Origin of the sequence: Pantoea sp. GL120224-02 (assembly GCF_900215395.1) — a bacterium.
In the GTDB taxonomy this organism is placed as follows: Bacteria; Pseudomonadota; Gammaproteobacteria; order Enterobacterales; family Enterobacteriaceae; genus Pantoea; species Pantoea communis.
In genome coordinates, this window is the sequence record NZ_OBEC01000005.1 from 362,096 (window position 1) to 388,345 (window position 26,250).

Below are 26,250 nucleotides of genomic sequence, written 5' to 3' on the forward strand. Positions count from 1 at the left end.
TGTCTTTAGGGGAGGTTGTGCCTCAAGGGACAGCCGGGCACATTAATGTAGGGGCGCCATTCCTGGCGCCCGCTAATGGCTTACAGCTTCGCAAAGCTGCGGCGTGCCGCATCAATGGTGCGCTGAATATCTTCCTGGCTGTGTGCCAGCGACATAAAGCCCGCTTCAAAAGCAGAAGGTGCGAGGTAAACACCTTCTTCCAGCATCAGGTGGAAGAAGCGCTTAAAGCGCTCAACGTCGCATTTTGTCACGTCGGCATAGCAGGTTACGCTTTCGGCATCGGTAAAGAAGATACCGAACATGCCGCCAACGTGGTTGATCACCAGCGGAATGTTTTCTGCTTTTGCCGCTGCCAGCAAGCCTTCAGACAGTTGGGTGGTGAGGTCGGTCAGAGTGCTGTGCGTGCCCGGTTGAGCAATCTGCGTCAGGCAAGCAAAACCGGCCGCCATGGCAATCGGGTTACCGGAAAGCGTGCCCGCCTGGTAAACCGGACCCGTTGGTGCCAGTGCAGCCATCACATCACGACGACCACCAAATGCGCCCACCGGCATGCCGCCACCGATGATTTTGCCGAGACAGGTCAGATCCGGCGTGACATCGTAATAAGCCTGAGCACCGCCCAGCGCCACACGGAAGCCGGTCATCACTTCATCGATGATCAGCAGCGCACCAAACTCATCACAGAGTGCACGCAGGCCCGGCAGGAAGTCCGGTTGCGGTGGGATGCAGTTCATATTGCCCGCAACGGGTTCAACGATGATACAGGCGATATCTTCTGGATATTGCTCGAAGGCTTCGCGTACTGACGCCAGATCGTTGTAAGTGCAGGTCAGGGTGTGTTTAGCGAAATCAGCCGGAACACCCGGCGAGTTCGGTTGGCCCAGGGTCAATGCGCCGGAACCCGCTTTCACCAGCAGACAGTCGGCGTGGCCGTGGTAGCAGCCTTCAAATTTGACGATCTTGTCACGATGGGTAAAGCCACGAGCCAGACGAATCGCGCTCATGGTGGCTTCGGTGCCGGAGTTCACCATGCGCACCATATCCATACTTGGCACCAGCTCACACACCAGCTCGGCCATTTTCACTTCCATTTCGGTTGGGGCACCGAAACTTAAACCACGAGATGCCGCTTCAATCACCGCATTGCGGATATTGGCGTTGTTATGCCCCAGCACCATTGGGCCCCATGAACCGACGTAGTCGATGTAGGCTTTGCCATCGGCGTCATACAGATAAGCGCCGTCGGCGCGTTCGATGAACAGCGGCACGCCGCCCACACCGGTAAAAGCACGTACCGGGGAGTTCACACCGCCAGGGATCAGGCGTTGCGCTTCGGCATACAGGTTTTCAGACTTACTCATTGCTCGGCTCCTGCTGTTCTGGAAAAAAATTCTGGCGCCATTCTAAGGGAAGAGTCGCCCGATTAGAAAGGCAAGCGGGTGCGAAAGCCTTTTAAAGCTATACTTTAGCGCAGCGCAGGCGGCACATAGTGTCAAGCGCAGTACTTGATTGCACTGGGCGGCTGGCAGATAATAGTGAAATTAAGGTCGTTTTCTGACCTGGACGTTTACCCGGAGTAAAACATGAGTGACGACGTAGCAGCGCTGCCTTTGCAATTCACTGAAGCAGCAGCGAAAAAAGTGAAAAATTTGATCGCGGATGAAGAGAATCCTGAGCTGAAACTGCGCGTGTACATCACCGGTGGCGGTTGCAGTGGTTTCCAGTACGGTTTTACTTTTGACGATCGAATGAATGACGGCGACATGACCATTGAAAAGCAAGGCGTGGCGCTGGTGGTTGATCCAATGAGCCTGCAGTATCTGGTGGGCGGTTCGGTTGATTATACCGAAGGTCTTGAGGGTTCACGTTTTATCGTGACAAACCCAAACGCGAAAACGACTTGCGGTTGTGGTTCTTCCTTCAGCATCTGATCCCCTTTTCTGACCGCCGTTCTGGCGGTCAGAACGTTACCACTCTACGGTCACTAATCGTGACGACTCACGACGCTTCGCATCGCGCTTTAACACGCTTTCGGTCACGCGCGGCTGTGCACTGAAGTGACGTCCACAATCAATCGATGGCAATGTTTGTTCGCTTTGCCGTGAGATATCGCAGCGGGAAAATATGGTCAACGTGACGGCAATAGAGCCGGTGGAGGTCGCCGCGCCAATTGGCGCAGCCATCGCAAGCCCTATGGCCAGTAGCAGTGCTCTGGTCATTGATAATTCCTGGTGAAGTCAAAAGTTGCGCGTTGCGCAAAAAGGGCACTGAGCATACGTGGCCGCAGTGCCTTGTATTTTGATTTTCGACAATTTTTGCCGAATCTTTAATCTTTTTTGGTGCTATTTTTCGCCGGATGTAAATCTGCACACAGCTGTTTGGCTGCCAGCAGGATACGTGGACCCGGTCGACTCAGCCAGTCATCGTTAATGGCAATCACCGGCACCGTCAGTTGTGGCTGCCAGAATTTCACAATATTCGCGGCTTGCGCGGGGCCACCGCCGATCACAATCGCCTGAGGATGACGTGCTAATACTTGCTCACGACTCACCTGCGGCCAGCTGACACGGCTGTCGGCAAAGATATTTTTGCCACCGCACAGGGTGATTACCTCGTTTTGCAACGTATTACGCGATGCAGTAAACAGCGGCTGTTGACCAAACTGCAAAAACAGAGGGATCGGCGTGCGTTGTTGATACTGTTTACGCAGATCATCCTCTTGCTGGCGCAGCGCCTGTGCGGCAGCCGCCGCCTGCTGAGGTTGTGGACTCCACGGTTTGAGCGCTGCTAACGCATCAATCATCTGATCAATGGTCTGCGGATCAATCCATTCGACTTTAATGCCCAGACGTTGCAGTTGGTCGATCTGCCGCTGTGGATTACCACCGCGCCAGGCCAGCACCACATCCGGTTTCAGTTGCAGGATGCGCTCGACTTTGATGCCCTGCCAGTTTGCCACCTGCTCCAGCTGATTGGCCTGCGCCGGGAAATCCGAATAAGCACTCACCGCCACCGGCGTAATGCCCGCTGCAAAAGCCAGTTCGGTCAGATGGGGCGATAGCGTGATAACGCGTGGGGCAGCAGCAAACAGGCTATTGCCGATCAGCAATAGCCCCAGCAGCAGATATTTAGCCACGCGCCAGCTGTGCCAGCAGGTTTTCAACCATCAGTGACGATTGTTTAGCGGCAACGACGAGGAACTCATCAAAGCTCAGGTGGGATTCTTTATCTGCGACATCGGAAATCGCGCGCACCACCACAAACGGCACTTTGAACTGATGGCAAACATGACCGATGGCGGTGGCCTCCATCTCCACGGCGATCGCCTGTGGGAAGGTGGTGCGAATGCGTGCCAGAGGTTCAGCACCGTTGATGAAGGCATCACCGCTGACCACTAAACCGCGCACTGCGTTGAGATCCAGCTGCTTAATCACTTGCTCCGCAGCGGCGATCAGTTTTTCATCCGCCACAAAGGCTGCCGGGCAACCGGCCATCTGGCCAGGTTCGTAACCAAAAGCGGTGACGTCGGCATCGTGATAGCGCACTTCATCGGAAACCACGATATCGCCCACTTTCAGTGAAGCGGCCAGACCACCCGCAGAGCCGGTATTGATCACCAGGTCGGGTTTGCACAGCTCCAGCAACAGGGTCGTGCCGAGCGCCGCCGCGGTTTTACCAATGCCTGATTTCAGCAGAGCAACCTCAACACCGTTCAGCGTGCCGGTATAAATTTCACAACCAGCCAGCGTCAGCGTCTGACGGTTTTCGATTTTGTCACGCAGCAGGGTGACTTCCTGCTCCATCGCGCCAATAATGCCTGCTTTCATAAAGAATCTCGCTGTAGTTATGGATGTAAAGCTTAAAAGTGAGGCATAGTCTACCATGGCTGGCAGAGGATGAATTCACCAAAAAATAAGGGGTAATGATGGCGACGATCAATTTCAAAAATAAGATCAGTTTCACCCGCCCTTATACCAGCCGCAAAGATCCAGAGGGCGAATACTTTATTACACGGCACTTTGAGAGTGACCGTGGCCGCATCATCAATTCTGCCGCGATCCGCCGCCTGCAACAAAAGACTCAGGTTTTTCCTCTGGAGCGTAATGCAGCGGTGCGTTCACGTTTGACCCACTCGCTGGAAGTGCAGCAAACCGGGCGCTATATCACCAAAGAGATCCTGCAATACCTGAAAACGCAGGGCGGTGGACTGGCAAATTACGGGCTGGAGGAGTTTGAAGGCGCGTTTGAGAGTCTGATTGAGATGGCCTGCCTGCTGCATGATGTGGGTAATCCGCCGTTTGGTCACTTTGGTGAAGCCGCGATCAATGACTGGTTTGACGACAATCTGCCTCTTGAACTCGTGGACCCGCTGGTGGCGGGCGTGGCAGATGAGCATCAGCGCACTGATTTTGACCAGCTAAATGCAATGATTCGTCAGGATTTGTGCCACTTCGAAGGCAATGCGCAGGCGATTCGCCTGGTGCATACGCTGCTGCAGCTTAATCTTAGCTATGCGCAGGTGGCCTGTATTTTAAAATATACCGCCCCCGCATGGTGGCAGGGCGATAAGCCGGCAGAATTTAGCGTGCTGATGAAGAAGCCGGGCTTTTATTTGTCCGAGCGTGAATATGTCTCTGACTTACGCGCAGCCACCGATATTAAAGAGCATCATCGCTATCCACTCACCTGGATTATGGAAGCCGCTGACGATATCTCATACTGTATTGCCGATTTAGATGATGCGGTCGAAAAAGACATTTTTGATGTTGAGACCTTGTATAAGTCTCTGCTCAAAGCCTGGGGGACGGTAAATAGTGGTGATGCGTTCAGTCGCACAGTGAGCGAGGCATGGAAAGAAGCCAACCAGAAAAAACGCCGTAGCCTGAGCGATCAATTTTTCATGTCATTACGGGTTAACGTGCAAAATGTGTTGGTTAGCCATGCCGTGCGCCGTTTTGTCGATAATCTCCCGGCTATTTTTGAAGGAAACTTCAATCATGCGCTGCTGGAAGATGACGGTGATGAAGGCCGTCTGTTGAAATTATTTAAAACCGTGGCGCGCCAGCAGGTATTTAATCATCCGGAAGTTGAGCAACTCGAATTACAAGGTTATCGGGTAATAAAAGGGTTGCTGGAAATCTATCAGTCATTAATGTTGCTGGATTATGAACAATTTACTACGCTGATGAACGACGATTTTCTGCCGAAATATCCGATAGAAACGCGACTGTTTCATAAGCTTTCAGGAAAACATCGCAAAGCTTATCAGCAGCAGATGCGTACACTGATTGTCGAGCATAAATATCAACGTTTGTTGTGGGAACGTTATTACCGTTCGCGCTTGATTCAGGACTATATCAGCGGAATGACAGACAATTATGCGTGGGATGAGTATCGTCGTTTGATGGCCGTGGAATAAGCCGAGTTTTGTAAAGATGAAGAATAAATTTTTACCTTTGCCCAAAACTTTATTAGGAACTTCGCGCTAAAAACTTAATCTCACCATCACGACCACAGCAATGGTCTGGCCGTAAATCTTAGAGAGACACAGACAAATGAAAAAAAGCACATTAATGTTAAGTGCGCTGGCGCTTAGTCTGGGCATGGCATTGAGCCCTGTCAGTTTCGCGGCGGAAAGTGCTTCCTCCTCGAACCAACAGTTGCCAAGCCTGGCGCCGATGCTGGAAAAAGTGATGCCTTCCGTGGTGAGTATTAGCGTTGAAGGCAGCACCACGGTGAAAACCCCGCGCATGCCGCAGCAATTCCAGCAATTCTTTGGTGATAACTCGCCATTCTGCCAGGACGGTTCGCCATTCCAAAGCTCGCCAATGTGCCAGGGCGGCGGTGATGGTAGCCAGGGCGGTGACAACGGCGGCGCCAACACCCAGCAGCAAAAATTCCGTGCACTCGGTTCGGGTGTCGTGATTAATGCCGATAAAGGCTATGTCGTCACCAACAACCATGTGGTAGATAACGCCACCAAAATTCAGGTGCAGCTGAGCGATGGCCGTCGCTATGACGCCAAAGTGATTGGTAAAGATCCGCAGTCTGATATTGCTCTGATTCAATTGCAGGACGCCAAGAACCTGACGGCGATTAAGATCGCTGACTCCGATGACTTACGTGTCGGTGATTACACTGTCGCAATCGGTAACCCGTATGGACTCGGCGAAACAGTAACCTCCGGTATCGTTTCAGCGTTGGGCCGCAGCGGCTTGAACGTCGAGAACTACGAAAACTTCATCCAGACCGATGCTGCCATCAACCGCGGTAACTCCGGTGGTGCGCTGGTGAACCTGAACGGTGAACTGATCGGGATTAACACCGCGATTCTGGCGCCAGACGGCGGCAATATCGGTATCGGCTTTGCTATCCCAAGCGCGATGGTGAAAAACCTGACGGCGCAGATGATCGAGTATGGTCAGGTGAAGCGTGGCGAGCTGGGCATTATGGGTACCGAGCTTAACTCTGAGCTGGCGAAAGCGATGAAAGTCGATGCCCAGCGCGGTGCCTTTGTGAGCCAGGTCCTGCCTAACTCGGCAGCGGCAAAAGCGGGTGTGAAAGCCGGCGATGTCGTGGTGTCGATGAATGGCAAACCGCTGACCAGTTTTGCCGCACTGCGTGCAGAAGTGGGTTCACTGCCAGTGGGCACTAAACTGCAGCTGGGTCTGTTACGTGATGGTAAACCGGTGACGATTACGGTTGAACTGCAGCAGAGCTCGCAGGATAAAGTGCAGTCCGCCACGATTTACACCGGCATTGAAGGTGCCGACCTGAGCAACATCGACAGCAACGGCCAGAAAGGCGTGCGCGTGGATAATGTGAAGGCAGGCAGTGCTGCAGCGCGTATTGGTCTGAAGAAAGGTGACGTGATTAGGGGCGTTAACCAGCAGGCGATTGCCAACCTTGGTGAACTGCGCAAAATCCTCGACACCAAACCGTCCGTGCTGGCCCTGAATGTGCAGCGTGGCGACAGCAGCCTCTATCTGCTGATGCAGTAAGTCTTAGATAATTGAGTACAGGCGAGCTTCGGCTCGCCTTTTTTGTTTTTGTCTGGCGCAGCTGCGCTCCTGGCTAGCATCAACACCTTTTTAGTGTGGTCCACATTGTGCAGATGTCCGTTTCGCAATGTGACGCCTACCGCAATTCCCGTATTCTCTATCCGGCTATGTGCAGTTGCACAATGCCAGCCGTGCGTGGGATGCGTATTCTGTCAATTCTTCCCTTTCTCTGGAGTGATTGATGGCCACCTATCATCTCGATGCGCGACTGGCTCAGGATATTGTTGCCCGCACCATGCAAATTATTGACAGTAATGTCAACGTGATGGATGCACGCGGCCGCATTATTGGCAGCGGCGATCGTGAGCGTATTGGCGAATTGCACGAAGGTGCGTTGCTGGTGTTATCGCAGGGAAGGGTAGTGGACATTGATGAGGCCGTGGCGAAACATCTGCACGGCGTGCGTCCTGGCATCAACCTGCCGTTGCGCATTGATGGTGAGATTGTCGGTGTAATTGGCCTGACCGGCCAGCCGGCAGCGCTGCGTCACTACGGTGAACTGGTGTGTATGACCGCCGAAATGATGCTGGAACAAGCGCGGCTGTTGCATATGCTGGCGCAGGATAGCCGTCTGCGCGAAGAGCTGGTGCTGAACCTGATTCGCAGCGATACGCTTTCACCGGCGTTGAGCGAGTGGGCGCAGCGCCTGGGCATCGATCTCAATCAACCGCGCGTGGTGGCGGTGGTGGAAGTCGACAGCGGCCAGCTTGGCGTTGACAGTGCGATGTCGGAATTGCAGCATTTACAAACTCTGCTGACAACGCCGGATCGTGACAACCTGATTGCTATCGTTTCACTCACTGAAATGGTGGTGTTGAAGCCGGCGCTCAATGCCCACGGCCGTTACGATCAAGACGATCACCGCCGTCGCGTGGATCAGTTATTACAGCGTATGAAAGAGAGTGGGCAGGTGCGAATGCGCATCGCGCTGGGTAATTTCTTTACCGGTCCCGGCAGTATTGCGCGTTCCTACCGTACGGCGCGCACCACCATGATGGTGGGTAAACAGCGCATGCCGGAACAGCGCAGCTTCTTCTATCAGGATTTGGTGCTGCCCGTACTGCTGGATAGCCTGCGCGGTGGCTGGCAAGCGAATGAACTGGCGCGCCCGTTGGCGAAACTCAAAGCCAATGATAATAATGGATTATTGCGACGTACGCTGGTGGCGTGGTTCAGTCATAACGTGCAGCCCAGCGCCACGGCACGCGCACTATTTATCCATCGTAATACGCTCGAGTATCGCCTGAACCGCATCTCCGAGCTGACCGGATTAAACCTCGGCAATTTTGACGATCGATTGTTGCTGTATGTGGCGCTGCAACTGGATGAACAGAGCTAACCCTTAGCAGGGCCGGGAGAGGAAGATGCCCCGTTTGAATGTGCGCCTGATCTGGCTGTTGGCCGGCTTGCTGATGACCGCGACCTGTCATGCCAAAGCTGTTTCGCTGGCCTTTTTATCTGGCGAAGAGATGCAACAGACGCGAACTGCGCTGCAAAATCATCAGGCTGCGCCACAGACTGAGCAGGCGTGGCAGCAACTCAAGCAGGCTGCCGATCGTGCGCTTAATCAGCCCAATCCCAGCGTGACGCAGAAAGGGATGTTACCTCCCAGCGGTTCCCGCCATGATTATCTCAGCCTGAGTGCCTACTGGTGGCCGAATCCCGACAAGCCCAATGGCTTGCCATGGGAACGCCGTGATGGTGCGGTCAATCCGGCGAGTAAAAACGACCAAAGCGATGGTGTGCGTCTGGCTCGTTTCACCGCAGACGTGCAGGCATTGGCGCTTGCCTGGTATTTCTCCGGCGAAACCCGTTATGCAGCCAAAGCCCAATCGATGATTCGCAGCTGGTTCATCGATCCCACCACCCGCATGAATCCCAATCTTAATTATGCTCAGGGTGTGCCGGGTAAGGCTGAGGGCCGACACACCGGTGTGCTGGATGGGCGTTACTTTGCCACGCGCATAGTGGATGCACTGCAGCTACTGCACGATTCGCCCGGCTGGCACCCGCAGGATCAGGCTGCGATACATGCATGGTTTAGCGATTATCTCGGCTGGCTATTGCACAGTCAGTTGGCACAAGGCGAGCGTGATGCACCTAATAACCATGGCAGTTGGTATGCCGCACAGGTGGCGGGCATCGCGTGGTATTTGCATCAACCTCAGGTGATTAAGCAGATGGTGGTTTTAGCTCAGGATAAAATCGCCGGGCAAATTCGTACGGACGGAACGCAGCCAATGGAACTGGCACGCACACGCTCGTTCCACTATAGCTATTTCAATTTGCAGGCTCTGACCAGCCTCGCGCAACTGGCACAGCGAAGCGGCGCGGGCGATCTTTGGCACTATCAACAGCAGAGCGGTTCATTGTTGAGTGCGCTGAATTATATGGCACCGTTTAGTGATGACAGCAAAACCTGGCCATGGAAAAATCGCGATCGTGTCAGTCTTCGCTTGATTCCACTGCTCTCGCTCACGGATCGCAGCCTGAACAGCGACCGTTTTCAGCCCTGGATTCATCGCGCGATCGAATCGCAATCGACGGCCCCTATCAGCCCAGCAGCGCGCGGTTCGGAAAGAGAAGCGCTGCGTGATCTGTGGTTGTTATCGCGCCCACCCACGTATCGGTGAGGGGAAAGTTATAGCCGAGGCTGTGTGCTGTTAAGCATTAGATTCATCGACGCCCTGTGCGCCGCATCGGCATCGCCGATCATGATCGCTTCATAAATCTTGCGGTGTTCGTCCAAAAAAATATCCTGCGCGCTGGAAGGCCAGGTAAAAAAGCATTTAAAAATGGTTTCCAGCAAATTACCGAACGGGATGTAAAAACAGTTGTCGGTAGAGTGAAAGATCAGGCGATGAAAGGCACTGTCTGCCTCCAGCCAGCGAGCAAGATCGAATTTACTCGCAGCGCAAACAGCGATCATTTCACGAAATAACAGAGAAAGTTCGGTGCGTTGTGCCTGCGTAGCGTGTAGCGCAGCCAGTCGGGCGGCCTGCGGTTCTATGGCCTCACGGAAGGCCAGAAACTATTGGTACATCTCCGCCGTTGATTCAATGCTCTGCATCCATTCCAGCAGTGCACATCAAGCAAATTCCAGTAAGTGCGGTCGCGCACGTGCGTGCCGAGTTTAGGCCGCGATTCTAATAATCCCTTTGAAGATAACAGTTTGAGCGCTTCACGCACGGCAGTTCTACTGACGCCAAAGTGGCTACATAGCTCGACTTCGCTGGGCAGAACATCACCAGCCTTTAGCGTTCCAGAGAGAATTTTTTGCGCGAGGTCACCGGCGATATGAACATCCAGACCGCGCTGTCCTGAGGTGATGGCTGCAAATTGCATGGTTTTTGTGATACCTGAAGTCAGACATAACCCGATACTAGCCAGGGATTATGAATTCAGATAGGTGAAACAGGCCCAGATAAAACGGAATTAAGGCAAAAAAAAGGCCAGCATAAGCTGGCCCTGGGAATGCGGGGGAGGAAATTAACGACCGTTGCGGGTCAGTTGATCCAGATCGGATTCAATTTCAGCGATCTTATTGGATACCACGTTTTCCAGATGACGCAGATCAGCAAGGATTTTGCGTTTCAGATCGACTTCAACCTGATCGCGCTGGCAAATCTGGTCCAGTTCGTCGATCACGTAACGCAGGTTCGGGCTGATTTCCTGTACTTCTTTATAGCCCTGGCTGGTGTGATCGGCGACGACAGTTTTGCGCTGACGCGGGTATTTGAATTTCACGCTTTTGGCGAAGAATTCACCTTTGTCTTTGCGGAAGTAGATTTTCAGAATGTCGTTGCTGGCTTCCTGACGCAGGCTGTAACGGTCGATGTCTTCAGGAGAGCTGATACCTAAGCTTTTCAGGTTGTCGTACATAGCGTTTATATTCCATCTAAGAGTGGGTGAGCGCGCAGGACTATCATCATCATTCGGGATGCGGCAGATACACAGCAACCGGAACGCTTACGGCATACTTAATCAACTGTAGACACAAAAACCGGGATGAACAGTGCGCGACCGGAGTTAACTGGCGCGGATTATGAACTGTTTGAAAAATAAACGCACCAGTTAATTCGCGGCGCGAAGCAGGTTGTTTGGGTGAGAGTGTAAAGAAAAAATTACGGGCCTGAATACAGGCCCGTTGGCAGAGTAACCGAACTAATTTCTAACTTAGTCGATGGTACGCAGCAGTTCGTTGATGCCGGTTTTCGCCAGCGTTTTAGCGTCCACTTTCTTCACGATTACGGCACAGTACAGGCTGTAGCTACCATCTTTAGACGGCAGGTTACCCGATACCACCACGGAGCCCGCTGGTACGCGGCCGTAATGCACTTCGCCAGTTTCACGATCGTAGATTTTGGTGCTCTGACCGATGTAAACGCCCATGGAGATCACTGAACCTTCTTCCACGATCACGCCTTCAACGATTTCAGAACGTGCGCCGATGAAGCAGTTGTCTTCGATGATGGTTGGGTTAGCCTGCAGTGGCTCCAGAACACCGCCGATGCCGACGCCGCCAGACAGGTGAACGTTTTTGCCGATCTGCGCACAAGAACCCACGGTGGCCCAGGTGTCAACCATGGTGCCTTCATCAACGTAAGCGCCGATGTTGACGTAAGAAGGCATCAGCACGGTGTTACGTGCAATGAAAGCGCCCTGACGCACGGCAGCAGGGGGGACAACGCGGAAGCCCGCATTTTTGAAGCGTGCTTCATCCCAGTTCGCGAACTTCATTGGGACTTTGTCGTAGAAACGGGTTTCTGCGCCTTCCATCACCTGGTTGTCATTAATGCGGAACGACAGCAACACTGCTTTCTTCAGCCACTGATGCGTTACCCACTCTCCATTGATCTTTTCAGACACGCGCAGTTCGCCGCTATCCAGCAGGCCAATAACCTGTTCGATGGCTTCACGGGTCACGCTGTCCACGCTGGCTGGCGTGATATCGGCGCGGCGCTCAAAGGCAGATTCAATAACGCTCTGTAACTGTTGCATAATAATTTCCTGAGTCTGTCATACGGGTGCCAGCGTCGCGCTGACACAGAGAATTAAGTCGATAAATCGATTGCGGTCACACTTTATCGTTTGGATTGAGGGCCTCTGTCAACCGTTGTTGCAGCACATTGCGCATTTCGACATCAAGTGCGCGCCGTTCGCTGTCCGCCAGGATGAAAAGATCCTCAACTCGTTCGCCAATCGTACTGATGCGCGCGCCGTGCAGAGAAACGCCGAGGTCGGCAAACACTTCCCCTACACGCGCCAGCAAGCCTGGTTGATCCAGCGCGACCAGTTCCAGATAGCTACGACGATCGGTGTGCGTCGGCAGGAAATTCACTTCGGTATCGACACTGAAGTGCTTGAGGCGAGCAGACTGGCGACGTGTTCGCGGCGGCACCCATTCGGTTTGGGTAATCGCTTGCTCCAGTGCCTGCATAATCATCGGATGACGATCGGCGGCCAGCGGACTGCCATCCGGTTCCAGCACAATAAAGGTATCCATCGCCATGCCGTCGCGGCTGGTAAAGATCTGAGCATCGTGCACACTCAGGTTTCTGCGGTCGAGTTCACCGGCTACTGCGGCAAACAGGTGAGGGCGGTCCGGGCTCCAGATAAAGATTTCAGTCCCGCCGCGAGTGGCCTGCGGGCTGACCAGCACCAGAGGTTTGGTGAGGTCGTGGTCGATCAGGTGACGTGCGTGCCATGCCAGTTGATTCGGCGTGTGACGCAGGAAATAGTCAGCACGGCAGCGGCTCCAGATATGGTGCAGGCGCTCTTCGTTAAGGTTTTCCATCCGTAACAGCGCGAGAGCCTGTAAGCGATGATGACGCACGCGTTCGCGCAAGTCCGGGCTGTTTTCCATACCGCGACGCAGCTGTTTTTCGGTCGCGAAGAACAATTCACGCAGCAGGCTCTGCTTCCAGCTGTTCCACAGACTTTCGTTAGTGGCGCAGATGTCGGCCACGGTGAGACACACCAGATAACGCAGGCGGTTTTCATTCTGCATGACTTCAGCGAATTGCTGAATCACCGTCGGGTCCTGAATATCACGGCGCTGGGCGGTGACCGACATCAACAGATGATGGCGCACCAGCCAGGCCACCAACTGCGTTTCCCGCGAGTTGAGCCCGTGCAATTCGGCAAAATCAAGCGCGTCCTGCGCCCCCAGAATCGAGTGGTCACCGCCGCGCCCTTTGGCAATATCGTGCAATAAGGCAGCCATCAGCAGCAGTTCGATCTGTGGCAAACGCGGCCAGAGTTCTACACACAATGGGTGCATCGGACGCGTGGCTTCGTTGGCGAAACTTTCCAGCTTTTGCAGGACGCGAATGGTGTGCTCATCCACCGTGTAAGCATGGAACAGGTCAAACTGCATCTGGCCGACAATATTGCCCCACAGCGGCGTATACGCCCAAAGGACACTGTGGCGATGCATCGGCACCAGCGCCCGCTTTACCGCGCCCGGATGGCGCAGAATCGCCATAAAGGTGTCACGCGCTTCGGCAATCTGGCACAGCGGCTGCTTCAGATGACGACGCGCATGGCGTAAATGACGTAGCGTGGTGGAGTAAATGCCGGTGATGTTCTCATTACGTACCATCACATAGAACATGCGCAGAATGGCCTGCGGTTCACGTTCGAACAACGTGGGGTCACGCAGATCAATCAAATTGCCGCGCAGTTGGAAATCATCATCAATGCTGCGCGGTTTCTCGGTGGTGGAGAGCGCGAGGATCGCTTCATCAAACAGCTGCAGCAGCATCTGATTGAGCTCACCAATGCGGCGCGTCACCCGGTAAAAATCTTTCATCATGCGCTCAACCGGCTCATTGCCTTCGCCGAGATAGTTGAGCCGCTGTGCCACAGTGAGCTGGCGATCAAACAACAATCGATTGTCGTAGCGTGTGAGCGTTAAGTGCAGCGCGAAGCGAATTCGCCAGAGGAACTCCTGGCATTCATTGATCTCATTACGTTCGGCTTCCGTGATAAAGCCAAAACCGACCATTTCATCCATGGTGGTGGCACCGAAATGGCGGCGCGCCACCCACTGTAAGGTGTGGATGTCGCGCAGGCCGCCCGGGCTGCTTTTAATATCGGGTTCGAGATTGTAGCTGGTGCCGTGGTAGCGCTGATGACGTTCCTGCTGCTCTTCAATCTTGGCCGCGAAAAAGCGAGAGGACGGCCAGAAGCCATCGCTGAAAATGTTCTTCTGCAACTCAAGGAACAGGGCGACATCGCCTGTCAGCATGCGGGATTCGATCAGGTTGGTCGCGACGGTAAGATCGGACAACCCCTCCAGTAAGCACTCTTCCAGCGTGCGCACACTGTGGCCAACTTCGAGTTTTAAATCCCACATCAGCGTCAGGAGTTCGCTGGTGCGTTGCGCGGCCGCATCATCCAGTGGCTGGCGGCTGAGTATCAAGACATCGATATCGGAGAGCGGATGCAGTTCACCACGGCCATAGCCGCCCACCGCAACCAACGCAATCTCTTTCATTTTATCGAAGCCGTAGAAGCGCCACAGTCGGCGCAACAGACGATCGATAAATAGCGTGCGGGCATCAATCAGTGATTCAACGTCAGTACCGGCATCAAAGGCCATACCGAGATGCTGCTGGAATTGCTCCAGATAGAGTTTTAATTTGTCACGCGTCAGGGCTTCATCGGGCCAGCTGGCGGGGGAATCAGTCAGGCCTTTGTGTACTGCTTCGGTCACGCTACCACTCATCGACATGCCTCGTAAGCGCCATAAAAAAGGCCGGCATTATGCCGGCCTGGTACTGTCTTGAAGAACGTTACGCGTTGTTTTCGAGCACCGCAGCAATGGTGTCATCTTCACGCAGCGTAAGAATCTCACAGCCGTTTTCTGTCACCACAATAGTATGCTCATACTGCGCGGACAAGCTGCGATCTTTGGTTTTTACGGTCCAGCCATCCTTCATGGTGCGGATACGATAATCACCGGCATTGACCATCGGCTCTACGGTAAAGGTCATCCCCGCCTGCAACACCACGCCGCCGTCATCGGCATCATAGTGCAACACTTGTGGTTCTTCGTGGAAACCTTTGCCGATGCCGTGGCCGCAGTATTCACGTACCACAGAGAAATCCTGTGCTTCAACATATTGCTGAATCGCACGGCCCAGCTCGCGCAGGCGGATGCCCGGTTTAACCAGACGCAGTGCAATGTAGAGGCTTTCCTGGGTGACACGGCACAAGCGCTCGCCTTGAATAGTCGGTTTGCCGACGATGAACATCTTCGAGGTATCGCCGTGATACTCGTCTTTGATCACCGTGACGTCAACGTTGACTACATCGCCATCTTTTAAAACGCGGTCATCGCTCGGGATGCCGTGGCACACCACTTCATTAACCGAAATACACACCGATTTCGGGAAGCCGTGATAGCCAAGGCAGGCTGAGATAGCCTGCTGCTTATTCGTGATGTGATCGTGGCAGAGGCGGTCGAGTTCACCTGTGGTCACACCCGGCACCACGTGCGGGGCGATCATTTCCAGCACTTCAGCAGCCAGACGGCCCGCCACGCGCATTTTTTCGATTTCTTCAGGGGTTTTGATTGAAATGGCCATTAAATAATCCGCAATTGCCGACATTTTCGACAATAATGAGTTCTGTGGCAGTCATGTTAGCAGTCAGTCATTAGGCTGCCAAATCGGGATGACTCCTCGCTCACGCTGCTAACAACTGTTGGCGTATTCCTGCGCGTTATGGTATAAAGCGCGCCGACGATTCTCTGTCACCTTCGTTTTGTTGGCTGGCAGGAAACGCATAAAACTCATTATGTGTACTAAAACACACATGTATCGACACATACGCCGGGGTGCCTTGAAAGAGGTCGGTTGTATGGGATACATGGAGGCCCAACCCCAATCATACTTTAGAGGTAATCATGGCAACTGTTTCAATGCGCGACATGCTCAAGGCTGGTGTTCACTTTGGTCACCAGACCCGTTACTGGAACCCGAAAATGAAGCCATTCATCTTCGGTGCTCGTAACAAGGTTCACATCATCAACCTTGAGAAAACTGTACCAATGTTCAACGAAGCTCTGGCTGAGTTGCAGAAGATCTCTTCACGTAAAGGCAAAATCCTTTTCGTTGGTACTAAGCGCGCTGCTGCCGAAGCGGTAAAAGAGTCAGCTCTGAGCTGCGACCAGTTCTTCGTTAACCACCGCTGGTTGGGTGGTATGCTGACCAACTGGAAAACTGTTCGTCAGTCAATCAAGCGTCTGAAAGATCTGGAAACTCAGTCTCAGGACGGTACTTTCGACAAACTGACCAAAAAAGAAGCACTGATGCGTGCTCGTGAACTGGCCAAGCTGGAAAACAGCCTGGGCGGTATCAAAGATATGGGCGGTCTGCCGGATGCACTGTTCGTTGTTGACGCTGACCACGAACACATCGCAATCAAAGAAGCAAACAACCTGGGTATCCCAGTATTTGCTATCGTTGATACCAACTCTGATCCAGATGGCGTTGATTTCGTTATCCCAGGTAACGACGATGCGATCCGTGCTGTAAGCCTGTACCTGACTGCTGTTGCGACCACCGTGCGCGAAGGCCGTTCACAGGATCTGGCTGAGCAGGCTGAAGAAGCTGCTGAAGCTTAATAAGGTTCGCTCTTTCTAAGAGCCCTTAGACATCAGATGTTATCTGTTAAGGGGGCCGCACAGGCCCCTTTTATTTATCTAAGTTTGTCACGCTTCTTTCGGGTAAGCGGGGCAGAGTAAATTTTCCGCAACAAGTTTCTGACAGTGTTAACGCACACAGAGACGAATCGAGGATTCTGGAATGGCTGAAATTACCGCTGCATTGGTAAAAGAACTGCGTGAGCGTACTGGCGCAGGCATGATGGATTGCAAAAAAGCGCTGACCGAAGCGAACGGCGACATCGAGCTGGCGATTGAGAACATGCGTAAATCTGGCGCGATCAAAGCCGCTAAGAAAGCAGGCAACGTTGCTGCTGACGGCGTGATCAAAACCAAAATCGCTGATGGTTTCGCAGTGATTCTGGAAGTTAACTGCCAGACTGACTTCGTTGCTAAAGATGCTGGATTCCAGGCTTTCGCTGACAAAGTGCTGGATGCAGCTGTTGCTGGTAAAGTGACTGATGTTGAAGCTCTGAAAGCGCAGTTCGAAGAAGAACGCGTAGCGCTGGTTGCTAAAATCGGTGAGAACATCAACATCCGTCGTGTTGCTATCCTGGAAGGTGCTCAGCTGAACAGCTACCAGCACGGCGCACGTATCGGCGTAGTGGTTTCTACCACCGGTGCTGATGAAGAGCTGAGCAAGCAAGTTGCGATGCACGTTGCGGCAAGCAAGCCAGAATTCGTTAAGCCAGAAGACGTGTCTGCTGATGTGGTTGAGAAAGAGTACCAGGTTCAGCTGGACATCGCCATGCAGTCTGGCAAGCCTAAAGAAATCGCAGAGAAAATGGTTGAAGGCCGCATGAAGAAATTCACCGGCGAAGTTTCTCTGACCGGTCAGGCTTTCGTTATCGATCCAAGCAAAACTGTTGGCCAGGCTCTGAAAGAGAAAGGCGCAGACGTGATTAACTTCATCCGCTTCGAAGTGGGCGAAGGCATCGAGAAAGTTGAAGCTGACTTCGCAGCAGAAGTTGCTGCAATGTCCAAACAGTCTTAATGCTCCGAAAGAACCGCCGGAAGGCGGTTCTTTTTTGTCTGCGTTTTGCGTGGACCACTTTTCAGTCTCATCCCAATAGCTTTTTTCGTTCGCTAAGCGGATGATCGATCAGATTTAACTTCTCATTCATCATATCTTCCAGGAAGAATTGACCATGGCGACCAACGCAAAACCTGTATATCAACGTATCCTGCTAAAACTGAGTGGCGAAGCACTGCAAGGTGCCGAAGGTTTTGGTATTGACGCGAGCGTGCTTGACCGTATGGCGCAAGAGGTGAAAGAGCTGGTTGAGCTGGGCATCCAGGTGGGTGTGGTTATTGGTGGCGGTAACCTGTTCCGTGGCGCTGGCCTGGCACAGGCAGGCATGAACCGTGTGGTCGGCGATCACATGGGTATGCTGGCAACCGTGATGAACGGTCTGGCAATGCGAGACGCATTGCACCGTGCGTATGTTAACGCGCGTCTGATGTCCGCGATTCCGCTGAATGGCGTGTGTGATAACTACAGCTGGGCAGAAGCGATCAGCCTGCTGCGCAATAACCGCGTGGTGATTTTCGCCGCCGGTACTGGCAACCCGTTCTTTACCACTGACTCCGCCGCTTGTCTGCGTGGCATCGAAATCGAAGCCGATGTGGTATTGAAAGCCACCAAAGTTGACGGTGTTTATTCAGATGATCCGGTGAAAAACCCGGATGCGACGCTGTATGAACAGCTGACCTATGGCGAAGTACTGGATAAAGAGTTGAAAGTGATGGATCTGGCGGCCTTTACATTGGCTCGCGACCATCAACTGCCGATCCGCGTCTTCAACATGAACAAGCCTGGCGCACTGCGTCGCGTAGTGATGGGTGAAAAAGAAGGCACTCTGATTACGCATTAATACCCGACGCAAGATAAAATAAGGTATATTCTGTTGGCGCGATGCAGTGGCATCGCGCAGCTTTCAGGATGATCGATGTTTATCGATACCACTTCCGGGCTGCCCGGAGATGGCCAGGTCAAACCGAATCCAAGGGTTTTAACGTGATTAACGACATTAAAAAAGATGCCGACACGCGCATGGAAAAATGCGTGGAAGCATTCAAAAACCAAATCAGCAAAGTGCGCACCGGTCGTGCTTCGCCTTCACTGCTCGACGGCATTATGGTGCCTTACTACGGTACACCTACGCCATTGCGTCAGCTGGCTAGCGTCACGGTAGAAGATTCTCGTACGCTGAAAATCAACGTGTTTGACCGCTCACTGAGCCCGGCCGTTGAAAAAGCGATTATGGCATCTGACCTGGGTCTGAACCCAAGCTCAGCAGGTACCGATATTCGTGTGCCACTGCCAGCGCTGACCGAAGAGCGTCGTAAAGATCTGATCAAGGTCGTGCGTGGTGAAGCGGAGCAGGGGCGTGTTTCTGTTCGTAACGTGCGCCGCGATGCTAACGACAAGATCAAAGCGCTGCTGAAAGACAAAGAGATCAGCGAAGACGACGAACGTCGCTCGCAGGATGAGATCCAGAAAATGACCGATGGCTATATCAAAAATGTTGATGTCGCATTGGCCGAAAAAGAAAAGGAACTGATGGATTTCTAATTCCATCTACTGCCTTTAAAAACGCCGTTCAGAGACGTTGTGCGACTCTGGCGGCGTTTTACATTGTGCCTGGCGCTGTTGCAGGCACGATCCACGACGTCACAGGGATAGCATGATGAAGCGATTAACTCTGCTGGGTTCCACCGGCTCAATTGGTACCAGCACACTGGCAGTCATCGCAGCCAATCCAGACTTGTACCAGGTCACCGCGTTGGTGGCGGGTCAAAACGTAGCGCTGATGGCTGAACAGTGTCAGCAATTTACCCCACGCTATGCGGCGATGTCTGATGAAGCCTCCGCACAAGCGCTGCGTGAGCGACTGAGAGCATTGAATCTTCCTACCGAAGTGCTCTCCGGCGTTCAGGCGGCTTGCGAGCTGGCGGCACTCGATGAAGTGGATCAGGTGATGGCGGCTATTGTTGGCGCCTCTGGGCTGCAACCCACACTTGCCGCAATTCGTGCTGGCAAAACCGTTTTACTCGCGAATAAAGAGTCACTTGTCACGTGCGGCCGCCTGTTTATGGAGGCTGTGCGTCATCACAAGGCACAGCTGTTGCCGGTCGACAGCGAGCACAACGCCATTTTTCAGAGTTTACCCGCTTCCATACAGCATCAGTTGGGGTACGCTGATCTGCGAGAGAATGGCATTGATTCTATTCTCCTTACGGGATCGGGTGGTCCTTTTCGTGACACGCCATTAGCGGATTTGGCCGCTATGTCGCCAGATCAAGCGTGCGCACATCCGAACTGGTCAATGGGGCGTAAAATCTCCGTTGATTCGGCCACCATGATGAATAAAGGTCTTGAATACATTGAAGCCCGCTGGCTATTTAATGCCACTGACGCACAGATGGAAGTCATCCTGCATCCGCAGTCGGTGATTCACTCCATGGTGCGTTACTGCGATGGCAGTGTGCTGGCGCAGCTAGGGTCGCCTGATATGCGAACCCCTATCGCGCACAGCATGGCATGGCCAGCACGTATTTCGGCCGGCGTAACGCCACTCGATTTCACGCGAATGAAGTCACTGACGTTTGCTGAGCCGGACTATGAGCGCTATCCCTGCCTGAAGCTGGCAATCGATGCTTGCTCAACAGGGCAGGCCGCCACCACCACGCTGAATGCGGCAAACGAAGTGGCCGTTGCGGCATTTCTGCAGCATCAGATTCGCTTTACCGACATCGCCGCCATCAACAGCGAAGTGCTGGCGTCCCTGATATGCCAGGAGCCGGGCAGCATTGAGGATGTGATGGAGATCGATCGGTTAGCGCGTATCTGTGCCACAGAATTGCTACCACGCTTTCGTTTAGCAGGTTGATACTTCCCGCTATTTGTTCGCTCAGGGTGAAAATGGTATAGTCGCTCGCTCGCGTTTTTCGGCCCGACATTGTTTCGATGTCATCTGGTAGCGATGCCGGGGTTTGCCGCAGGCGCAATGTATTCAGAAACCACAGCATTTCTGATGAAAGGAATTATTACGCGTTATGTCGTCCAACAATCACAACACAATCGATGACGAGTCGTACTGCACGCCACGTCACGTGGCCATCATTATGGATGGTAATGGTCGCTGGGCAAAAAATCAGGGCAAACTGCGTATTTCAGGCCACAAAGCCGGGGTAAAATCAGTACGCCGGGCCGTCAGCTTTGCGGTCAGCCATAAACTGGAAGCGCTCACGCTCTATGCGTTCAGCAGTGAAAACTGGAGCCGACCGGTACAGGAAGTGACGGCCTTAATGGAATTGTTTGTCTGGGCGCTCGACAGCGAAGTCAAAAGCCTGCACAAGCATAACGTGCGTCTGCGCGTGATTGGCGATATTAGTCGTTTCAATAATCGTATTCAGGAACGCATTCGTCGCGCCGAGGAACTGACTCAGCAAAATAATGGACTCACCCTCAACATTGCTGCCAACTATGGTGGCCGTTGGGATATTATCCAGGGTGCCAGAAAACTGGCTGAACAGGTTCAGGAAGGTTTATTACGTCCTGACCAGATAACCGAAGAAAGTCTGGCTCCCTATCTGTGTATGCAGGAGCTGGCGCCGGTGGATTTAGTGATAAGGACCGGGGGAGAGCATCGGATTAGCAACTTCCTGCTGTGGCAGATTGCCTATGCTGAGTTTTGGTTTACCGATGTTCTTTGGCCTGATTTTGATGAACACGTTTTTGAAGGTGCACTGAATGCATTCTCTTCGCGGGAGCGACGCTTTGGCGGCGCGGCACCAGGCGGCGCCTGAGCAATCTGGGGGTAACCTTTGCTGAAGTCTCGTCTGATCACCGCGTTTATTCTGATTCCGCTGGTGATCGCTGCTCTGTTTTGGTTACCGCTGTCCGGATTTGCGATTACCACTATCATCATCTGTATGCTTGCCGCCTGGGAATGGGGGCAGCTGGCGGGTATGAAGACACGTCAGCAGCGTATCTGGCTCGCCGTGTTATGCGGTTTATTGCTCTCAGTGATGCTGTTCACCCTGCAACCCTATCAACGCAATCTGCACCAGTTCCAGATGGAGGGCTCACTTTGGGCCGCGCTGGGATGGTGGATTGTCGCCCTGTTTCTCGTGCTGTTTTATCCTGCCTCTGCGGCGTTGTGGCGCACTTCGCGCCCACTCCGCGTGTTATTCGGCATCCTGACCGTGATTCCCTTCTTCTGGGGCATGATGGCGCTGCGCCAGTATCATTACGATACCGATCACTTTGCGGGAGCATGGTGGTTGCTGTTTGTGATGCTGCTGGTCTGGGGCGCAGATTCTGGCGCTTACATGTTTGGCCGTTTGTTTGGTAAACATAAGCTGGCGCCAAAAGTGTCACCGGGTAAAACCTGGGAAGGCTTCTTTGGCGGCCTGCTGTCATCCGCGATTATCGCCTGGCTGTTTGCGCTGCTGGCTCCGCTTTCTGTGGCGCCGGGTACGCTGATTATCTGTGCCGTTATTGCTACGCTGGCTTCGGTTCTGGGGGATCTGACCGAGAGCATGTTCAAACGTGAAGCGGGCATCAAAGACAGCGGTAACTTGATTCCGGGTCACGGTGGTATCCTCGATCGTATCGACAGCCTGACCGCTGCGGTGCCGGTTTTTGCCTGCCTGCTGCTGCTGGTGTTCCGCACCCTCTGAGGATTAGCGACAATGTTGAGCATACTCTGGAGTTTTGTCGCCTTTATCGTGGCACTTGGCGTACTGATCACCGTGCACGAATTCGGCCACTTTTGGGTCGCCCGCCGCTGCGGTGTTAAAGTCGAACGTTTCTCGATTGGCTTTGGCAAAGCGTTGTGGCGTCGTAGCGATCGTCAGGGCACGGAATACGTCATTGCCCTGATCCCGCTCGGCGGCTACGTCAAAATGCTCGACGAACGCGTAGAGAGCGTTCCCGCTGAACTCCGCCATCAGGCCTTCAACAATAAAACTGTGCTGCAGCGTGCTTCGATCATCGCGGCCGGCCCCATTGCTAACTTTATCTTTGCCGTCTTCGCTTATTGGGTCGTCTTTATCCACGGCGTTCCCGGTGTGCGTCCGGTTGTTGGCGAAATTCTGAACGGTTCCGTCGCAGCTGAAGCGCAAATTACCTCCGGTATGGAACTTAAAGCGGTAGATGGTATCGAAACGCCTGATTGGGATGCAGTGCGCATGGCGCTGATCGGAAAAATCGGCGACAGCAGTACCACGCTTACCGTCTCGCAATTCGGTGAAGATGCCACGCAGCAGAAGCAGGTCGATTTGCGCGAATGGCAGTTTGAACCGGATAAACAGGACCCGGTTGTGGCATTAGGGATTCGTCCTCGTGGGCCACAAATCGAAACGACCTTAGCTGAAGTGCAGGCAAATTCGCCGGCCAGCGCTGCCGGTTTGCAAGCAGGCGACAGGATCGTTAAAGTCGATGGTCAGCCGTTAACACAATGGCAGGCTTTTGCGGCGCAGGTGCGCGATAATCCGCGCAAAAACATGGCGCTGGATGTGGAACGTAACGGCGAACTCGTGGCGTTGACGTTAACGCCAGAAGCGAAACCGGGCAATGAAGCGGAAGGCTTTGCGGGAGTGATTCCGCGCGTCATTCCGCTGCCGGATGAGTATAAAACGGTTAGGCAGTATGGGCCCTTTGCCGCTATCGGTGAAGCCAGTGTCAAAACCTGGCAACTGATGAAGTTAACGGTCTCAATGCTGGGCAAGTTGATTACCGGGGATGTGAAGCTGAATAATCTGAGCGGGCCAATTTCGATTGCGCAAGGTGCAGGGTTATCAGCGGAATACGGGGTGATTTATTATCTGATGTTCCTGGCGCTGATCAGCGTCAATCTGGGGATCATCAACCTGTTCCCTCTGCCGGTATTAGATGGTGGACATCTGCTCTTTCTGGCGATCGAAAAGATCAAAGGTGGACCGGTGTCCGAGCGAGTTCAGGACTTCAGTTATCGCATTGGCTCAATTCTGCTGGTGTTATTAATGGGGCTTGCACTTTTCAATGATTTCTCACGTCTGTAATAGCTGGACTGCGGACAGGCGCGGGATGTGTTAGGAAAACGCATAACAACGATGGCGATGAAAAAGTTGCTCATAGCGTCGCTGCTGTTTAGCAGCGCCACCGTTTACGGTGCAGACGATTTCGTAGTGAAGGACATTCATTTCGAAGGTCTCCAGCGAGTCGCCGTCGGCGCGGCTCTGCTCAGCATGCCCGTACGTGTCGGTGATACCATTTCTGACGATGACGTCAGAAACACCATTCGCTCTCTGTTCGCCACCGGCAACTTTGAAGATGTTCAGGTTCTGCGTGATGGAACAACCCTGATTGTTCAGGTGAAAGAGCGTCCGACCATTGCCAGCATCACTTTCTCCGGCAACAAAGCGGTGAAAGAAGATCAGCTGAAGCAGAACCTTGAAGCTTCTGGTGTGCGCGTCGGTGAAGCACTCGACCGCACCACACTTTCTTCGATTGAGAAGGGCCTGGAAGACTTCTACTACAGCGTCGGTAAATACACCGCCAGCGTGAAAGCGATTGCGACACCGCTGCCCCGTAACCGCGTGGATCTGAAATTCGTCTTCCAGGAAGGCGTGTCAGCTCAGATTCAGCAGATCAACATCGTTGGCAACAAAGCCTTTAGCTCTGACGAATTGATCTCGCGCTTCTCACTGCGTGATGAAGTGCCATGGTGGAACGTGGTTGGCGATCGTAAATACCAGAAACAAAAGCTGGCCGGGGATCTTGAGACCCTGCGTAGCTTCTATCTGGATCGCGGTTATGCGCGCTTCAACATCGATTCCACTCAGGTGAGCCTGACGCCAGATAAAAAAGGCATCTACATCACTGTGAACATCAACGAAGGCGATCAGTATAAGATTGCCGGCGTGATCGTGAACGGCAGCATGGCGGGCCACTCTGCGGAAATCGAAAAGATGACGCGTATTCCATCGGGTGAGCTGTACAACGGCACCAAAGTTACCCAGATGGAAGACGACATCAAAAAACTGCTGGGTCGTTATGGCTATGCCTATCCGCGTGTGGTGACACAGCCGGAAATTAACGATGCAGACAAAACCGTTAAACTGCATATCAATGTGGATGCCGGTAACCGTTATTACGTGCGTAAAGTGCGCTTCGAAGGTAACGATACGTCGAAAGATGCCGTGCTGCGCCGTGAGATGCGTCAGATGGAAGGCGCATGGCTGGGCAGCGACCTGGTTGACCAGGGTAAAGAGCGTCTGAACCGTACCGGTTACTTTGAAACCGTCGATGTGGACACGCAGCGTGTGCCAGGTTCTCCGGACCAGGTGGATGTAGTTTATAAGGTTAAAGAACGTAACACCGGTACCTTCAACTTTGGTGTGGGTTACGGTACTGAAAGTGGCGTCAGCTTCCAGGTAGGTGTGACACAGGAAAACTGGCTCGGCACCGGTAATACCGTTGGCATCAGCGGTACTAAAAACGATTACCAGACCTATGCTGAATTCTCACTGACCGATCCGTATTTCACGGTCGACGGTGTGAGCCTGGGTGGCCGCGTATTCTATAACGACTTTAAAGCGGACGATGCTGACCTGTCTGACTACACCAACAGAAGTTATGGTGTGGATGGCACTTTGGGCTTCCCGGTTAATGAAAACAACACATTGCGTGTCGGCCTGGGTTATGTGCATAACGACCTGTCCAACATGCAGCCGCAGGTTGCGATGTGGCGTTATCTGGACTCGGTTGGACGCCATCAGGGTTTGAATGATGATGGTGATTTCTCTGCAGATGACTTCACCTTCAACTACGGTTGGACGTATAACACGCTGGACCGTGGATTCTTCCCAACCAAGGGTAACCGTACCAACCTGAACGGCAAAGTGACCATTCCGGGTTCCGACAACGCCTTCTACAAAGCGACGTTGGATAGCCAGCAGTACGTGCCACTGAACCGTGATGGCACCTGGGTGGTGCTGGGACGTGGCCGTGTCGGATATGGTGACGGGCTCGGTGGAAAAGAGATGCCGTTCTATGAGAACTTCTACGGCGGTGGTTCAAGTACGGTTCGTGGCTTCCAGTCCAATACCATTGGTCCGAAAGCGGCTTATCTGAACGATCACTCGTCCACCTGTAATCTGACCGATGCTAACGGTATCTGTAAGTCAGATGACGCGGTGGGTGGTAACGCTATGGCGATTGCCAGCCTTGAGCTGATCACGCCAACGCCATTCCTGAGCGAGAAATACGCTAACTCAGTCCGTACTTCGGTGTTTATGGATGCCGGTACCGTCTGGGATACCAAATGGCAGAACACTGCAGAAACGCGTGCGGCGGGCATTCCGGACTACAGCGATCCGAATAACATTCGTGTCTCTGCGGGTGTCGCCCTGCAATGGATGTCGCCATTAGGTCCGCTGGTATTCTCATATGCTCAGCCGATGAAGAAAGTCGAGGGAGACAAGTCAGAGCAGTTCCAGTTTAACATTGGTAAAACCTGGTAAGGC

The 26,250-nt window shown here is 53.3% G+C and carries 24 protein-coding genes; 14 read left to right on the top strand and 10 right to left on the bottom strand.

The window, feature by feature from the left end:
- Positions 1-80: 80 nt before the first annotated feature.
- Positions 81-1,361, bottom strand: coding sequence for a glutamate-1-semialdehyde 2,1-aminomutase (hemL, locus tag CRO33_RS12725; RefSeq protein WP_097118383.1), 1,281 nt, complete (start codon positions 1,359-1,361; stop codon positions 81-83).
- A 222-nt stretch (positions 1,362-1,583) separates the two neighbouring features.
- Between hemL and erpA the strand changes: the two genes are divergently transcribed.
- On the top strand, positions 1,584-1,931 hold the full coding sequence (erpA, locus tag CRO33_RS12730; protein WP_097118384.1) for an iron-sulfur cluster insertion protein ErpA: 348 nt from the start codon (positions 1,584-1,586) through the stop codon (positions 1,929-1,931).
- Positions 1,932-1,967: 36 nt separating this feature from the next.
- Here erpA and CRO33_RS12735 read toward each other — a convergent pair whose 3' ends face one another.
- The 3 genes from CRO33_RS12735 to mtnN form a co-directional block, all read right to left on the bottom strand.
- On the bottom strand, positions 1,968-2,219 hold the full coding sequence (locus tag CRO33_RS12735; protein WP_034829521.1) for a hypothetical protein: 252 nt from the start codon (positions 2,217-2,219) through the stop codon (positions 1,968-1,970).
- 107 nt (positions 2,220-2,326) lie between these two features.
- A complete protein-coding gene (gene btuF / locus CRO33_RS12740) occupies positions 2,327-3,136 on the bottom strand; it encodes a vitamin B12 ABC transporter substrate-binding protein BtuF (protein ID WP_097118385.1) in 810 nt (269 codons plus the stop codon).
- Positions 3,129-3,827, bottom strand: a complete 699-nt coding sequence (gene mtnN, locus CRO33_RS12745) for a 5'-methylthioadenosine/S-adenosylhomocysteine nucleosidase (RefSeq protein WP_045813812.1) — start codon at positions 3,825-3,827, stop codon at positions 3,129-3,131. The genes btuF and mtnN overlap by 8 nt, the downstream gene beginning before the upstream one ends.
- Positions 3,828-3,925: 98 nt before the next feature.
- On the opposite strand from mtnN, the gene dgt reads away from it, so the two are divergent.
- The 4 genes from dgt to CRO33_RS12765 all read left to right on the top strand — a co-directional run bounded on the left by dgt (position 3,926) and on the right by CRO33_RS12765 (position 9,694).
- A complete protein-coding gene (gene dgt, locus CRO33_RS12750; protein ID WP_097118386.1) occupies positions 3,926-5,419 on the top strand; it encodes a dGTPase in 1,494 nt (497 codons plus the stop codon).
- A 136-nt stretch (positions 5,420-5,555) separates the two neighbouring features.
- A complete protein-coding gene (gene degP, locus CRO33_RS12755) occupies positions 5,556-7,001 on the top strand; it encodes a serine endoprotease DegP (RefSeq protein WP_097118387.1) in 1,446 nt (481 codons plus the stop codon).
- A gap of 241 nt (positions 7,002-7,242) precedes the next feature.
- Complete coding sequence (locus CRO33_RS12760; protein ID WP_034829508.1) at positions 7,243-8,400, top strand: CdaR family transcriptional regulator; 1,158 nt, start codon at positions 7,243-7,245, stop codon at positions 8,398-8,400.
- 25 nt (positions 8,401-8,425) lie between these two features.
- Entirely contained in the window at positions 8,426-9,694 is a 1,269-nt protein-coding gene (locus CRO33_RS12765) for an alginate lyase family protein (RefSeq protein WP_176505765.1), read from the top strand.
- A gap of 8 nt (positions 9,695-9,702) precedes the next feature.
- Here CRO33_RS12765 and CRO33_RS24810 read toward each other — a convergent pair whose 3' ends face one another.
- The 6 genes from CRO33_RS24810 to map form a co-directional block, all read right to left on the bottom strand.
- Positions 9,703-10,089, bottom strand: coding sequence for a FadR/GntR family transcriptional regulator (locus CRO33_RS24810; protein ID WP_369682974.1), 387 nt, complete (start codon positions 10,087-10,089; stop codon positions 9,703-9,705).
- The gene (locus tag CRO33_RS24815) at positions 10,068-10,406 is read right to left on the bottom strand and encodes a FadR/GntR family transcriptional regulator (RefSeq protein ID WP_237448786.1); all 339 of its coding nucleotides are present in this window, start codon (positions 10,404-10,406) and stop codon (positions 10,068-10,070) included. Before CRO33_RS24815 ends, CRO33_RS24810 begins: the two co-directional genes overlap by 22 nt.
- 144 nt (positions 10,407-10,550) lie before the next feature.
- Entirely contained in the window at positions 10,551-10,943 is a 393-nt protein-coding gene (locus CRO33_RS12775; protein ID WP_034829501.1) for a DUF3461 family protein, read from the bottom strand.
- Positions 10,944-11,237: 294 nt separating this feature from the next.
- Complete coding sequence (gene dapD, locus CRO33_RS12780) at positions 11,238-12,062, bottom strand: 2,3,4,5-tetrahydropyridine-2,6-dicarboxylate N-succinyltransferase (protein WP_038648942.1); 825 nt, start codon at positions 12,060-12,062, stop codon at positions 11,238-11,240.
- Between the two features lie 76 nt (positions 12,063-12,138).
- Positions 12,139-14,793, bottom strand: coding sequence for a bifunctional uridylyltransferase/uridylyl-removing protein GlnD (gene glnD / locus CRO33_RS12785; RefSeq protein WP_058962066.1), 2,655 nt, complete (start codon positions 14,791-14,793; stop codon positions 12,139-12,141).
- Positions 14,794-14,860: 67 nt separating this feature from the next.
- A complete protein-coding gene (gene map / locus CRO33_RS12790) occupies positions 14,861-15,655 on the bottom strand; it encodes a type I methionyl aminopeptidase (RefSeq protein WP_034829494.1) in 795 nt (264 codons plus the stop codon).
- Between the two features lie 320 nt (positions 15,656-15,975).
- Between map and rpsB the strand changes: the two genes are divergently transcribed.
- From rpsB to bamA, 9 genes are all read left to right on the top strand, one after another.
- Positions 15,976-16,695: a 30S ribosomal protein S2 gene (gene rpsB, locus CRO33_RS12795; RefSeq protein WP_034829491.1), complete on the top strand. Its 720-nt coding sequence runs from the start codon at positions 15,976-15,978 to the stop codon at positions 16,693-16,695.
- 181 nt (positions 16,696-16,876) lie between these two features.
- Positions 16,877-17,728 (top strand): translation elongation factor Ts, encoded by an 852-nt coding sequence (gene tsf, locus CRO33_RS12800; protein WP_034829489.1) that lies wholly within the window; start codon positions 16,877-16,879, stop codon positions 17,726-17,728.
- Positions 17,729-17,882: 154 nt separating this feature from the next.
- Complete coding sequence (pyrH, locus tag CRO33_RS12805) at positions 17,883-18,608, top strand: UMP kinase (protein WP_034829488.1); 726 nt, start codon at positions 17,883-17,885, stop codon at positions 18,606-18,608.
- A gap of 143 nt (positions 18,609-18,751) precedes the next feature.
- Positions 18,752-19,309: a ribosome recycling factor gene (frr, locus tag CRO33_RS12810; protein WP_034829486.1), complete on the top strand. Its 558-nt coding sequence runs from the start codon at positions 18,752-18,754 to the stop codon at positions 19,307-19,309.
- Positions 19,310-19,424: 115 nt separating this feature from the next.
- Entirely contained in the window at positions 19,425-20,627 is a 1,203-nt protein-coding gene (gene ispC / locus CRO33_RS12815; RefSeq protein ID WP_176505770.1) for a 1-deoxy-D-xylulose-5-phosphate reductoisomerase, read from the top strand.
- Between the two features lie 166 nt (positions 20,628-20,793).
- The gene (gene ispU / locus CRO33_RS12820) at positions 20,794-21,546 is read left to right on the top strand and encodes a (2E,6E)-farnesyl-diphosphate-specific ditrans,polycis-undecaprenyl-diphosphate synthase (RefSeq protein WP_034829480.1); all 753 of its coding nucleotides are present in this window, start codon (positions 20,794-20,796) and stop codon (positions 21,544-21,546) included.
- 18 nt (positions 21,547-21,564) lie between these two features.
- The gene (cdsA, locus tag CRO33_RS12825) at positions 21,565-22,422 is read left to right on the top strand and encodes a phosphatidate cytidylyltransferase (protein ID WP_034829478.1); all 858 of its coding nucleotides are present in this window, start codon (positions 21,565-21,567) and stop codon (positions 22,420-22,422) included.
- Between the two features lie 12 nt (positions 22,423-22,434).
- Positions 22,435-23,784, top strand: a complete 1,350-nt coding sequence (gene rseP, locus CRO33_RS12830; protein WP_038648921.1) for a sigma E protease regulator RseP — start codon at positions 22,435-22,437, stop codon at positions 23,782-23,784.
- A 51-nt stretch (positions 23,785-23,835) separates the two neighbouring features.
- Complete coding sequence (bamA, locus tag CRO33_RS12835) at positions 23,836-26,247, top strand: outer membrane protein assembly factor BamA (RefSeq protein ID WP_097118389.1); 2,412 nt, start codon at positions 23,836-23,838, stop codon at positions 26,245-26,247.
- Positions 26,248-26,250: the final 3 nt, after the last annotated feature.